At 45.3% G+C, this 13,259-nt stretch carries 15 protein-coding genes; 2 read left to right on the forward strand and 13 right to left on the reverse strand.

The features are described 5' to 3' along the window. A partial coding sequence (locus tag BMX02_RS12410) for a helix-turn-helix domain-containing protein (RefSeq protein ID WP_143052433.1) occupies positions 1 to 51 on the reverse strand: 51 nt, incomplete at its 3' end. Between the two features lie 173 nt (positions 52 to 224). Between BMX02_RS12410 and gpmI the strand changes: the two genes are divergently transcribed. Continuing rightward, on the forward strand, positions 225 to 1,775 hold the full coding sequence (gene gpmI / locus BMX02_RS11095; RefSeq protein WP_091690803.1) for a 2,3-bisphosphoglycerate-independent phosphoglycerate mutase: 1,551 nt from the start codon (positions 225 to 227) through the stop codon (positions 1,773 to 1,775). 15 nt (positions 1,776 to 1,790) lie between these two features. Here gpmI and fen read toward each other — a convergent pair whose 3' ends face one another. The 3 genes from fen to BMX02_RS11110 form a co-directional block, all read right to left on the reverse strand. Next, entirely contained in the window at positions 1,791 to 2,807 is a 1,017-nt protein-coding gene (gene fen / locus BMX02_RS11100) for a flap endonuclease-1 (protein ID WP_091690804.1), read from the reverse strand. Positions 2,808 to 2,830: 23 nt separating this feature from the next. Then, positions 2,831 to 3,145, reverse strand: coding sequence for a hypothetical protein (locus BMX02_RS11105; protein WP_091690805.1), 315 nt, complete (start codon positions 3,143 to 3,145; stop codon positions 2,831 to 2,833). Between the two features lie 171 nt (positions 3,146 to 3,316). Next, on the reverse strand, positions 3,317 to 3,643 hold the full coding sequence (locus tag BMX02_RS11110; protein ID WP_342210512.1) for a hypothetical protein: 327 nt from the start codon (positions 3,641 to 3,643) through the stop codon (positions 3,317 to 3,319). Between the two features lie 129 nt (positions 3,644 to 3,772). Here BMX02_RS11110 and BMX02_RS11115 point away from each other — a divergent pair, with 129 nt between their 5' ends. Then, the gene (locus BMX02_RS11115; RefSeq protein ID WP_091690808.1) at positions 3,773 to 4,672 is read left to right on the forward strand and encodes a presenilin family intramembrane aspartyl protease PSH; all 900 of its coding nucleotides are present in this window, start codon (positions 3,773 to 3,775) and stop codon (positions 4,670 to 4,672) included. 112 nt (positions 4,673 to 4,784) lie between these two features. On the opposite strand, the gene BMX02_RS11120 is transcribed toward BMX02_RS11115, so the two are convergent. The 9 genes from BMX02_RS11120 to BMX02_RS11160 form a co-directional block, all read right to left on the reverse strand. Next, positions 4,785 to 5,267 carry a carboxymuconolactone decarboxylase family protein gene (locus BMX02_RS11120; protein WP_091690809.1) on the reverse strand — a complete coding sequence of 161 codons (483 nt, stop codon included), beginning with the start codon at positions 5,265 to 5,267 and terminating at the stop codon, positions 4,785 to 4,787. 27 nt (positions 5,268 to 5,294) lie between these two features. Next, positions 5,295 to 6,230 (reverse strand): methanogenesis marker 7 protein, encoded by a 936-nt coding sequence (locus tag BMX02_RS11125; RefSeq protein WP_091690811.1) that lies wholly within the window; start codon positions 6,228 to 6,230, stop codon positions 5,295 to 5,297. Continuing rightward, complete coding sequence (locus BMX02_RS11130; RefSeq protein ID WP_091690812.1) at positions 6,214 to 6,825, reverse strand: methanogenesis marker 17 protein; 612 nt, start codon at positions 6,823 to 6,825, stop codon at positions 6,214 to 6,216. Before BMX02_RS11130 ends, BMX02_RS11125 begins: the two co-directional genes overlap by 17 nt. A gap of 5 nt (positions 6,826 to 6,830) precedes the next feature. Continuing rightward, on the reverse strand, positions 6,831 to 8,072 hold the full coding sequence (locus BMX02_RS11135; RefSeq protein WP_091690814.1) for a methanogenesis marker 15 protein: 1,242 nt from the start codon (positions 8,070 to 8,072) through the stop codon (positions 6,831 to 6,833). Further along, on the reverse strand, positions 8,069 to 8,524 hold the full coding sequence (locus tag BMX02_RS11140) for a methanogenesis marker 5 protein (RefSeq protein WP_091690816.1): 456 nt from the start codon (positions 8,522 to 8,524) through the stop codon (positions 8,069 to 8,071). Before BMX02_RS11140 ends, BMX02_RS11135 begins: the two co-directional genes overlap by 4 nt. Positions 8,525 to 8,533: 9 nt before the next feature. Beyond that, positions 8,534 to 8,968, reverse strand: a complete 435-nt coding sequence (locus BMX02_RS11145; RefSeq protein ID WP_091690856.1) for a methanogenesis marker 6 protein — start codon at positions 8,966 to 8,968, stop codon at positions 8,534 to 8,536. Then, positions 8,968 to 10,533, reverse strand: a complete 1,566-nt coding sequence (gene mmp3 / locus BMX02_RS11150) for a methyl-coenzyme M reductase-associated protein Mmp3 (RefSeq protein ID WP_091690817.1) — start codon at positions 10,531 to 10,533, stop codon at positions 8,968 to 8,970. Before mmp3 ends, BMX02_RS11145 begins: the two co-directional genes overlap by 1 nt. Before the next feature lie 29 nt (positions 10,534 to 10,562). After that, positions 10,563 to 12,179 (reverse strand): methyl coenzyme M reductase system, component A2, encoded by a 1,617-nt coding sequence (gene atwA, locus BMX02_RS11155; protein WP_091690819.1) that lies wholly within the window; start codon positions 12,177 to 12,179, stop codon positions 10,563 to 10,565. A 271-nt stretch (positions 12,180 to 12,450) separates the two neighbouring features. Then, positions 12,451 to 13,251 carry an HAD family hydrolase gene (locus BMX02_RS11160; RefSeq protein WP_091690820.1) on the reverse strand — a complete coding sequence of 267 codons (801 nt, stop codon included), beginning with the start codon at positions 13,249 to 13,251 and terminating at the stop codon, positions 12,451 to 12,453. Positions 13,252 to 13,259 lie beyond the last annotated feature (8 nt).

The following is a 13,259-nucleotide window of genomic DNA, read 5'->3' on the forward strand; positions in this document are numbered from 1 at the left end:
CTCGATTTGGGATTCAGAGGGGTACAGTCGATATTTGTAGGCTTTAAGCATCAATATACTATATGTTTTAACAATATATCAATGTTTTGTAAAATGATGTTGTATGCGGATAGTACGCCTTTCATCCCCCACCTTACGGAAGGGGGACTTCTCGGCTGAAAGTTAAAACAGCACCATAATGTAAAATCCGTGCATTTAATTATCATCAGGACATTCTACACCCCATGAAATTCACAAAAAGACCACTTCTTCTGATGATACTGGACGGCTGGGGATACTCACCCGATGACAAAGGAAATGCCATAGCATTGGCTGACACCAGCAACCTTGATTGCCTTGTAGAAGAGTACCCTGATACACTACTCACTACATCAGGAGAGGATGTCGGACTTCCTGAAGGGCAGATGGGTAACTCTGAGGTCGGCCACCTGAACATAGGAGCAGGGCGTGTTGTATACCAGGACCTGACCCGTATCAACAGGGATATTGCGAACGGGGATTTTTTCAGGAACCCTGTGTTGCTGGAAGCCATCAATAATGCAAAGGAGAAAGGTTCAGCCCTTCATTTGATGGGACTTTTTTCTTATGGAGGGGTACACAGCCATATGAACCACCTGCGTGCACTCATTGAGTTTGCGAAGAACAAAGGACTTGACAGGATCTACATACATGCATTCCTTGACGGTCGCGATGTTCCACCAAGAGCTGCTCTTGAGGACATGAAAGAACACGTCAGGCTCTGCGAATCCACAGGATGTGCAAGAACAGCGACAGTCGCCGGAAGATACTATGCAATGGACAGAGATAACCGCTGGGATCGTGTACAGGCAGCATACGATGCTATCACTCAGGGAATTGGATCCCAGTCCAAAGACCCGGTATCCGCTGTTTCAGAAGGCTACGAAAGAAATGAGGATGATGAGTTCATCAAACCTACGGTGATCGTCGATGAGAACGGAGAACCTGTTGCCACAGTCAAGGATAATGATTCCGTGATCTTCTTCAATTTCAGGCCTGACCGTGCAAGAGAGCTTACATATGCCTTTGTCAACGAGGATTTCGAAGGATTCGAACGCAAGGTGCGCCCTAATGTTCACTACGTATGCATGTCCGAATACGATGAGAAACTGACAGTACCCATTGCATTCCCTTCAGAGGAACTTAAGAACACACTCGGAGAGGTCCTCAGCAAGGCGGGGATCAAACAGTTGCGTATTGCAGAGACAGAAAAGTATGCCCACGTGACCTTCTTCTTCAATGGAGGTGTGGAAAAGCAGAATGAGGGGGAAGAGAGATGCCTTATCCCATCGCCAAAGGTCGCCACCTATGACCTCAAACCTGAAATGAGTGCATACGAAGTCACCGAGGAGCTCATCAAAAGGATCGATTCCGATGCATATGACGTGATCGTACTGAATCTGGCAAACATGGACATGGTCGGACACACCGGAATAATGGAAGCTACCATCAAAGCAGTGGAAGCAGTTGACGAATGTGTTGGGAAGATCATTGACCATATCCTAAAAAGGGGAGGAGAAGCCATGATCATGGCAGACCATGGAAATGCGGAAAAGATGATCGATCACTCCACAAAGGAAGGACACGTCCACACTGCACATACAAGCAACCCTGTTCGCTTCGTGTATGTCACAAAAGAGAAGGGAATCTCACTTTCAAAGGGAAAGCTTTCGGATGTAGCCCCTACCATCCTGGACATCCTGGACATAAAGCAGCCAATCGAGATGACAGGGCATTCCCTGATAAAAAAAGAATAATTAGAACTGCTGTTATTAGAACCACTGGTCAAGGGTACTCTGCCCGCCACCCATGCTGGCTTCAAGGCGGTCGAGTGCCTTATTTACCCTATCTTCCGAAAAATCGTGCTCCTTGCAAAGGAAATCAATGATCCCGGCACGATCAGGCTTTTTCCATTTCAGCTCATAATCATCAGTTATCGGAGGGTTCATGAAGAACTCCTTTTTAGCATCAAGCTCCTCGATCTCCTTGCCGGTTTCGGACAGGACACCTTCGATGCTACCGTGTTCTTTCACAAATTTAAGGGCCCTTTTAGGACCGATGTTCTCAAGCCCGGGGTTGTAATCAGTACCGATGCACATGGCAATATCAATGAGCTGTGAACGTGTCACACCAAGCCCTTCAAGGCTTTCCTCAAGAGAGATGATCTCCGGCTTCACGTCCACATAGAGGTTCTTGCGAGGGAGTTTCCTCTTGCCGGTTATTGTCAGGTTCCGTACAACAGAAGGCGCCCCGAAGAGCAGGGAATCATAATCCTGCGAACCGATGAGATCCGCATCTCCCTTACGTACCATATAGGCAGCCTGAGCCTCTCCTTCGGAGGGAGCTTTCACATAAGGGATGCCCATTAGCTCCAGAAGTTTTGTCGAATCCTCAATGATATCCTTTGTAACCTTTGATGAGGCCTGGGCATACTTATATGCTTCTTCCTCAAAACCCTGTGCTTTGGCATCTTCCCATTTTGCACTTGCAGCTTCACGTATCTCGTGACGCTTCTCAAGAGTACCGGATTTGAACTCAGGAGGCTTGCCATCAAACACGAACACTGGTTTGACACCACTCTCTATGAGATTTGTGAACCTGTAAAGGATGCCTGAAAGATGGGATGTTACCTGCCCGCTTGAATCTTTCAGAGGGGTACCGTCACGTTGCCGGATTATGCTCAGGAACTGGTAAAGTGTATTGTAGGCATCAATAGCAACGACCTTATTTGAAAGCTCAGCTATCTCAACGGTATGTTTCAGAAGCAGATCTCCAATATCCGTACCCATGTTCCCTTATAATTGAAAAAAGATCAGTCATGTCTTGAAATATCTTCGTTGACATCGATCCGCACATCTATTACTGAATCATCATGTGCATTGATCTTGCCAACCTTGAGGACATTCCCTACACGGTCGAGAACTGTTGTTTTAGTTACTTCCACCTGATGTACATCATCGCCTTTACCGTTCTTATGCACTATCAGTAGTTCCTGACCACAAACAGGATTTTTACCAATTTTAGAAACAAGATTTTTTACAACCTGTTCAAATTCAGAGTATATAAGGACCTCTGAATATTTCCCAGCTTTTTTGATTATGCCGATCGGTTCTAAATTAATGCGCATATACGCAATCCCCTATAACGTAACAATCTAATAAAGTCTAGCAATCTAATACTGTTCACATAATACCGGCCATATTAATATGTTTTACGGCATCTGTCGACTGGTGCAATAAATAGACAAAGTTCTCCGAATAACCATTTCAACCAAACAAGAGAATAGAAAGATAGGAGATCAACGATATGTTCTCCTATTCATTGTATCCATTGCTTCATCTACCACAGTGATAACTTCGTTCATCTTCTTATCCATTGAACTTTCAATGCTCTGCACGTTTATGCGAAGAGAACGTTCCTTCTCATCCAGCCTCTTTTCGATCCTGCGAAGCCTTATATCCACAGAAAGGATCATAGCAGCCAATGCACCTACCATGACAATAGCAGACAATATGATCAGAGAGTTTGCAGGACTATATTTGAACCTACCCAACCATTCATAGGTCAGCACAAAGGACGATACAACCATCACAAGTGAAAATACAATGTCCCGAGTATCCATCATTTTACCTCATTTACAAATGCTTGCAGCAATATTTTGCTGATGATACGTATTATAATTCTTACATACTATTAAATACTGTGCAGATATTTAGAATTCCAGAGAATTTTTGATATAAATGGAGTATTTATTGTGAGTTCTGAAAAAGACACATTAAGGGATTACGTGCCAATGTTCGTAATGGCCGGATTGATACTGGTGGTACAGTCCTTAGCACTTTTCCTGGCATCTCCTATGGAGGACCTGGGAATGAGGGCTGTGGAAAATCCCGAATCCACAGCAAATTCATTATACTATATCGGATTCATACTTGTATTCACGTTCCTGCTGCTTATGGCCATCAAAAGGAACATGAAATGGATCATACAGCTCACAATACTGCTTGCAGTGGCAGCAACCGTCTATTATGGATTTTATCCAATGTTCTTCATTCTCGGATTCAACGAGGCAATGAGCAATGCAATGGCAATTCCACTAGCAATCGCCCTGACAGCACTGCTCTACAAGTTCCCTGAATGGTATGTCATCGATGTCACAGGCATCATAGTCGGAGCGGCTGCGAGTTCTATTTTTGGAATATCCTTCGGGATAATCCCCGCCATAGTACTCCTGAGCCTGCTGGCAATATATGATGCCATTTCCGTCTACAAGACAAAACACATGATCGATCTTGCAGAAGGAGTTATGGACCTGAAACTGCCGATCCTGTTCGTCATCCCTAAGAAATTGAACTATTCTTTCATAAAAGATAGCCTTAAAGCAGAAGGAGAAAGGGATGCATTCTTCATGGGCCTTGGGGATGCAGTTATGCCCACAGTTCTTGTTGTATCAGCAAATGTTTTCATCGAGCACACCGGATTGATCTCACAGCCTGCTCTTGGAGCAATGATAGGAACAATTGTTGGGTTCTTTGCACTGACCACCTTCGTCATGAAAGGAAAGCCGCAGGCAGGACTACCATTCTTAAATGGCGGAGTGATCCTTGGATACATTGCAGGCGCTCTGCTCTCAGGAACACCGATCCTGGGATAAGATATAAAAAGATAAGATAAAAAGTAGAAATAACGAAAAGTGATGTCAACTGTCAAAGTAGACATCACTAGTTGTTGATACTCATTTTTTGTTCGTGGTATATCAATGACAATTAATCTTCATTGTTGACCTTACAGCCATTGCCGTTATTACCAGGACCGATGTTACAGACATCACAATCCTCATCGCATTCAGGCTTTGAACCATTGAACTCAAGATCGAGAGCCCTAGTACCTTCTGCGAGAACAGAGGCGTTTGACATTGCACCACCGATCAGGACAGCATCGAATATCTCTTCTTTTGTAAGACCGAGCCGGTGTGCCACACGGATATGCATCTTCATGCAGTGATCACAGCGAATAGCCGAAGAGACACCGATACATATCAGTTCTATGGTCCTGGGATCAAGTCTTTCGAATTCCCTCATGATGGAATTGTCATACATCACTTTTGGTATCAGAAGGTCAGGCATATCCTTCATGAAGTTCAGGATATATGGGACCTCACCATATCGTTCCCTGACACCTTCCAGCATCTCTGAAACCGCCTCATCAGGCTCCTTTTCCACGATCTCTCTGATCTTTTCGATCTCCATAATGACCCTCACTAATGTACAATATTATTAAATTGTTGATCCTACCTCAGATCTGCGTTTGATCTTTATAAGGACATAGTCTTTCATCTTTGAAGAGGTAATGTTCGCAATATCCGAGAGCTTGAAACCTTCATCGAACTCAATATTGCCAATAGCTTCGTGATATTCTTCAAAAGGCAACTTGATCCTCATGCCATCGAGTTGAAGTGTAATTGGTGCAGGAGTCAGAACATCATGGATATCAGGAACTTGCTCCTGTACTTCTTTCATCAGCCTTGCAGGAAGGACAACCAGCGGATCTTTTGATATTATCTCCCTCTTGAGGTTTATGATCTCACCGACCTTTTCACTAAGCACGTCCATTGCATCAAGTTCAGGACCTTTTCTCATCCTGTGGGCAACCCTGCCAATGCCTCCCACATACATGTCAGCCCCGGGAACATCCTCCGTCTTAAGGTCCGGTCCACCGGAAACCACTATGGGAATGTCGATCCCTTCAAAGAGTTTTGGCTTCTTGTTGATTATACAATCCTTGAAAGTACCGAAAGAGAACACAGCAACATCATGCTCATTGATAAGTCTCCTTTCATAATCTGCAGAAAGTGCTACTCTTCTCCCCATTCCCCTTGCAAGACCTATCATGTTGGTGTTCGCACCTCCACGACGCAGGTACTCCGCAACATCACATGCTGAATGTGGAAGATGATGTGAAGCAAGTGTCGGGGACACCACTGCGATCTCAGTACCTGTCAGAGGGGCAGAAGTAAGTGTACCCAGCAATTTCTTGCAAAGCTCCTCCACAAGAGGGACATCCTTTTTCGGGATAAGCATGACCAGGGTCACTTCTGTGGAAGCAGGCGTCTTTTGCACAAGATAACCACCAAGGTCTTCCAGAAGTTCAAGGATAAGGCTGTGTTTGTGGATACCGCCTTCATAGATATATGGTTCAAGCACTGCTGCCATTAACATCATCTCCTGTCAACTCTTCAAGCATTACGCGAGCCTCGTCTATCCATTCCTGTTGCATTGTATCCTCTGATGCCACAAATATGAACCTGCCATTATCAAGAGAGTGATAACGTATCCTGAAACCCTCTGGAGTGGAACGTATTGCCATATCCGCAAGTCTTTCACGAAGAGACTTTTCCGGATCATCCACAATGATATCACCGATGGAATCTTCGGCTGCCTTCAGATCATCAGAAATAACCTCGATCAGATTCCTCTGGGGCTGTATTACATTCGCTCTTCCAAATTGTGCCCATAGTTTTTCGAGGAATTGAGGGATCGTCTTCTCATCCGTTACAGTGATGAGAACTTTTGATCCGGGTCTGTCGATCTCAGTCTCAGAGATCTCCTTCGCCTTTACAGGAGGAAGACCTCTACGAAGGATGATCGCCATCATGAACAATGAATCCTCAGGCCTTATCCTCACTTTGATCCTACCAATGGTCCTCACAAACGCAAGCTCCGAGATAACATCCTTCATGATGCTTTCGTATGCTTTAGCCTCAGAAGGCTCGGCGGTCTCTACAATGAATATCTCAAGGGGTTCCATGAAGATCACCCCTTTACATAACCGGATGCCAGAAGTGCTGCACCTACAGCACCAATAAGCTGTGAATGCGGAGGCACGAGGACATCGATCTTCAAAAGATCACCAAGAGCTTTGGGAACACCTGCAATAAGGGAAGAACCACCCACAAGGATGAGGGGTTCCTTTACTTCAACTTCCTGAAGCTGCTGCTCAAATATCTGCTCGACCACACTATGGCAGGCTGCAGCAGCGACATCCTCGGGAATTGATCCTTTGGCAAGGGAATTAACAAGGGACTGGATACCGAAAACGATACAGTAACTGTTCATTTCCACATTCTTTTGCATACCCCTGACAGCAAGGTCACCAAGTTCTGTGATCTCAACACCAAGACGCTTAGAGGTCATCTCAAGGAAGCGACCGGAAGCACCGGCACAGATACCACCCATTGTGAACATGCCGGGAATACCGTCCTGTACAGATATGGCCTTGTTGTCCATTCCACCAATATCGATAACTGTTGCACTGCCCTGTTGCCTGTCTGCAAGGTAGACAGCACCTTTTGAGTTTACGGTGATCTCCTCCTGCACAAGATCGGCATTGAAATGCTCACCCAATAGGAAACGACCGTATCCGGTAGTACCTATTGCCTGAATATCCTCTTTCTTCAACCCTGCCTGATCCAATGCCTGCTGTAAAGCAGTATCCGCACTTTCGAGAACCTTGATGGTCGGGACCCAGCCCTCACCGATGATCTCATCGTCCTTCATAACAACTGCCTTAGTTGTAGTTGAACCGGAGTCAACACCAGCAGTTATGCCGACCTGATGTTCCCTTGCAAGGAGGTGCTTCCTTCTTGCAATAGTAGTAAGTGCTTCCAGACGGGTCAGGAGAGTAGCTGCCGTAGTACGTTCCGTAAATGAATAACTGATAACAGGGAGGCCTGAACTCTGGAAGATATACCTGCGGATCTCATTCCTGACAATAGCAGCTTCTGCACAGCGGAAACATGATGTCACGAACACACCATCGACTTTGGCAACGCCTTCAACTACTGCCTTTGCCCTTGCCATCATAAGCTTCAGGTCAGGACTTGCGACTTCCAGCCCGAATTCCATCCCTATCGTATCAAGTGATGCAACATCCATCTCAGGGTAGACCAGCTTTGCATTCAAGGTGCTTGCAGCACTTTCCAGCTCTTTCTGGACACCTGCATACTCGCTCCCACAGGAAACAAGTGCTATCAATACCTTATCTTTTTCACTCATTCATCATCACCCCCGGATGGAAGGGCTTTCAGAAACTCTGCTATATTATACACGAAAGCCTTCCCTTCCTCTTCCGTGTGAGGATATTGTATTTCAAGAACAGGAATGTCCTTCTCCCTTATGAGAAACTTTGTAAGCTCATTTGTACGAGCGCAACCCATGCAGCCAAAGCTTATGGATGCATCACCGACAATGATACCAGCTTCCGCGACATCGATAAGCGGACCAATGATGGACATCCTGCCTCTGACACCTGCCGGAACTTCTACCGCTGCATATTTCAGACCATGCTTTGGTCCCTCAGGAGTTATGTTCAAAGGAGGGGAATCCACACCTATTGTAGTGATCTTCTCGCGTATCTTTTCCATCATAGCAAGAGGCTCATGCCCGAATCTCTCGACCATGTCGGAAAGGATAAGGCTGTTTGTTGGATAAATGATAACTTTTGCCAAAATAACACCTCATAATTCTGAATCAATGATCTTCTTCAACTTCGATACATCCAGTTTTTGGGGAGCTTCCTTTTCTTCAAGCGGCTCACCGGCATCATACTCATCCAGTGCCCTGCCTATCATTGGAAGCATGCTCACCTCTTCCCTCAGGAAATGGAAACCAGGTCTTGGACCACCGCCTCTTCCTGCACGACATCTTACTTCCGCACCAGGCTTAAAGCCCCTGTCCTTAACAAATATATGGTTACGGTCCATGGAGCGGAGAGTTTCCACAACCCTGTTAACAGCATCTCTGGGACCATTCACCATTGTTCCGAAACAGGTCTCTTTGATGGTAATGGCGTCCTCGGACTCATACACCCTCATAGCAGCATCCATTGGCAGGACGCTGTCAGAACTTATCACAACGATCTTGGTAATGTTATCCTCAGTATCTTCACCCATCATTGATCACTTCCTGTATCTTCAATAACGTACATTACATCCCCGTCCTTCATGCCCTTAAGTTTTTCAGGCTCAAGAATGCGGCCTATGATATTCGTACTTGTGAACTTCTCACCCGTGGGACCGAACATGTCGTCGTCCTCAAGCTTCACACCGACCATACCATGTCTTTTTGCTGCCTGGTTAGTAACGCCAAGCTCACCAGCTACAACCTTACCCTGAGGAACGTTCTCAGGAAGGATCTCCTTGTATTTTTCAGCGGCTTTCTCTGCCTTGAAGATGTAAGTATTCTCATACGTCATCATAATGGGCAGTGCACCAACCGGTTTGAACTGAAGATCGATGGCATGCCTGAAGAAATCAAGCGTCTTGGGAGCAAGTTCATCATAAAGTTTAACGCTCACAAGCTTTGAATCCGGAACACCTACAGCTTCTACCTTTCCTTCCTTCAAAACATCAATACTATGTGCAGGTTTCTGCTCAACGATAACAGCATCATCTTCAGTATAACCTTGCTTTACAAGCTCAATGCCAAGAGCTGAAAGCTTCTCTTCTGCTTCCTTAAAGGACAGGCCTAAGAGCCAGATCGGTTCAGGAGATGTCTTCACCATTAGCTTCTGGTCGGCCTCTGCCATCTGGACAAGCTCTATTCCATGAGAAAGATGTCCTACAACCGAATGCATGATACTTGCAGGCCTGTCATCCTTAGCTATGAACACCTTTCCAGTCCCGTAACCTACAGTTCGGACCCATACCGAACCTCTTGTCCGCGGGTCAAAATTCTCAAATTTGCACATCTCGCCATGCAATGAATGATCAGAAATAAAAGAACTTGAAACAAATTCCACATCAAAGGTACCATCGCGTGTCAACGCAAAGAAATGTTCTGCACCTTCGGGTGCTTCGGGATGGATCTCGACCTCTATGTAGGTGAAGATCCTGGAACCATCCTCGATGACCGTATTCAGGTCAGTGGTACATATGTGCTCCCCGGTCTCCACCCATTCCAGTACCGGCTCAATGTTAATTATGCTGTCACCACTGCCAAGCTCGGACAGGATGTTTATCCCACTTACGACCTTTCCAAAAATACCATCTTCCGGAGTACCATATTCCGAAGAATGGTCCTCCAGTGCAATTATCATGTGAGTGTTATCCGGATCAAGACCACCGGCTCCGAACACCACATCATATTTGTTTAGTGATAATAAAGAATGAGTTGGTACAATGTCAGCTTTGAAGGGACCAAATGCCACTGCATCCCTGGAATCCCATCGAACCTTTGTACCCTCATATTCGTTGAAATTATCCGCCCATACATCAGCAGATGATGAATCGCCTTCCAGTTCTATCCTGAAGTCCCCTTTCGAGGTCTTCACAACATAATCTATTATAGCACCGCTTTTGCGACCTTCGTCCTTCTTAAGGATACCTATAGCGGTACCTTCCCTGTAAGGAGCTTCCGATACTTTAATAGCATCCCCCAGAGTAGAACCCGGGGGCAATGCTACCCGATTATCATTGACCTCAACACTAATCTCGCCGCTCAGGAATACCGCCTCCACTACTTAATAGAGAAAGCTAAATCTTAAAGTTATGCTTCCTGAGCAACAGATACACGCTCTTCCTCTGTAAGCTGGGAAAGAACGTCATTGGGCTCACCAACAGCTATTATCTTAGCATCCCTCATTAGTGCAACGCGATCACATACCTCCTGCAGGAAATCCATATCGTGTGACACAATAACGAATGTGTCACCCATCTCATCACGTGCCTTAAGAATGGACTTTGTAACCTCGATCTTAGTTATCGGATCCATCGTACCTGTAGGTTCGTCCATCACAATAATGGTCGGCTCTTTCATAAGGATCTGTGCAAGAGCAACCCTGTGACTCTCACCCTCACTTATATCATCGGCCATCTTTGGCAGGATCGATTTTGCCTTCTCTTCAGAGAAACCGGTAGCAATAAGTGTCTTTATTGCCTTGCGCACTGCAAGCTCGTACGGGAGGTCGATACCAATAGACTCTGTCAGGTTATCAATAATGCTCCTGTGAGTGTAAAGTCCGTATTCCTGATGAAGGATACCCATGTATTTGGTAGCACGACCCCTGTTGTCGGGGCCCGGAATGGTCATGTCAACCCATTCATCGCCCACACGCACGTGAATATCGCCTTTTGTAGGTTGCACGATACCCATGAGGATCTCAGAGGTGGTTGTCTTTCCCGCACCACTGGTACCTGCAAGACCGAAGATCTCCCCTTCCTTTACATCAAAAGAGATGTCATTGACAGCATGTACGACACCCCTGGTAACAGAGATGTATTTTTTAACAAGGTTCTTGACATCGATAATAGGTTCACCAAGAACGACATTCTCGTTCTTTTCAATGTGTGAGACCATCTTCATGAACTCAGTGGAAACATCATGAGGATCACCCTCCATGACGACCACGCCATCTTCGAGGATGATGGCCTTATCTGCAAGCTCCTCGATAACCTCCGACCAGTGGGATGTAATGACCAGGGTCATGTCGTAAGCTTTAACAGCCCTTTCAATGACATCGTGAACAACATCTGCAGTCCTTGGGTCAAGGGTACCTGTAGGTTCATCAGCAAGAAGCAGCATGGGGTTTCTTACAAGTTGTCTTGCAAGCACTACCCTCTGTTTCTCCCCACCACTCAGGTCACGTGCAACATGCATCATACGATGGGACAATCGTACATCCTCAAGAAGCTCCATTGCCCTTGACATAGCATCATTACCACTGTAACCGATCTCGGTAAGAGAGTTCATGACGTTTGCAACGACCTGGTCATCACCATACAGTGCAAACGTACGCTGGAGCATGATAGCGATCCTTTTAGAAACGTTTCTACGTTCATGAGCATGAAGGGACAATGCAACAAAGTCCGCATCGAATGATTTCATCACGCCATCCTTACAATGACGGCATTGCTCCCCGACCTTACTGGGAGGATCGATATGATCACATTTATCACATCGTGCCAGATGATAGATGATCGAACCGGAGATATTCTCATATTCCTCGGCTCCCCTCAAAGCGTGCATCAGGATAGTCTTTCCTGCACCACTTCGACCTAGAATTCCAATGACTTCACCTTCATTGATGTTAAGATTGATGTTTTTCAGAACATTAACACCATCATAAGATATAGTAAGGTCTTTGACCTCAATGAACAATGACATTTGCTTTCCTCCGATATTGGCTGAGCGTAAGTACCTATTTGTTATATGATATTTTATGCTACTTAACAGATTTGTACATTCTGTACAAAACCGCTAAAGTGTCGCTTATACTATATTTGGATTTGAAATATTATTAAGAATTTATCCTTAACAGACATATCTGCATTACATAATGCAGTACATAAACATAACGCATCGGCATATCACCGTTAACATTCTAAAACAATATCAAACGAAGCAATAACGCATTCAGACAACAGTAGAAATTGCATTACAGAGAATCAACTATATCCAGAACTTCCCCGATATCCCTGATCACCATATCTGCAGATCTCTCCAGTTTTTCAGGGCGTTCATCCCCCTGTTGAAGGGTTACAACGCCAATATCCGCAGCCCTTAAAGCAAGAATATCATTAAGGCCATCACCAACCATCATAACACTGTCATATTTCTCTTTCAGGTCAAGGATGATACGTGCCTTTTCGCGGGTAGTGGCAATATCGTAAACTCGCCCCATAGGTATATCGATGCATTCCGCAAGCTGCCTGAGATTTCGTCGGCTGTCACCTGATGCAATATAGACATCCACCCCTCGTGATTTCAATTGACCGACAGTATCCTTAGTATCATGGAACATGCGACCTCCTGTACTTAGCACATATGGAACAGAGTGATCATTGCTGTCAACGATTATGCCTGCTGCCACATAGAATATTTTAGGGCAATGGACCTTCACCACATCGACCACCTGAAGGATATCCCCTACCTTAATATCACTATCCTTGATTATATCATAAGCTTCGTCCAAAGAAAAAGGAATACTTGCACAACTGATATCAATAGCTATCCCATGATCATCAATAAAATCAATAACGCGCATGTTGCGGTCAACACCAAGGATCACAGCCGGCTCCGTATGAAGCACTATCAGTGCACGACCTTTGCGCTGTGCTACCAGGTCAGTGCTTTCCACACCCGTAAGAATGTTCCCACTACCGATATCCTTTGCCACACGATACATGTGTAACAGAGTACCTGCACTATCAAAAACCACAGCTATGCTTTTTTGCATGTGAGTAT

It is taken from the genome of Methanococcoides vulcani (assembly GCF_900111645.1).
Classification (GTDB): Archaea; Halobacteriota; Methanosarcinia; order Methanosarcinales; family Methanosarcinaceae; genus Methanococcoides; species Methanococcoides vulcani.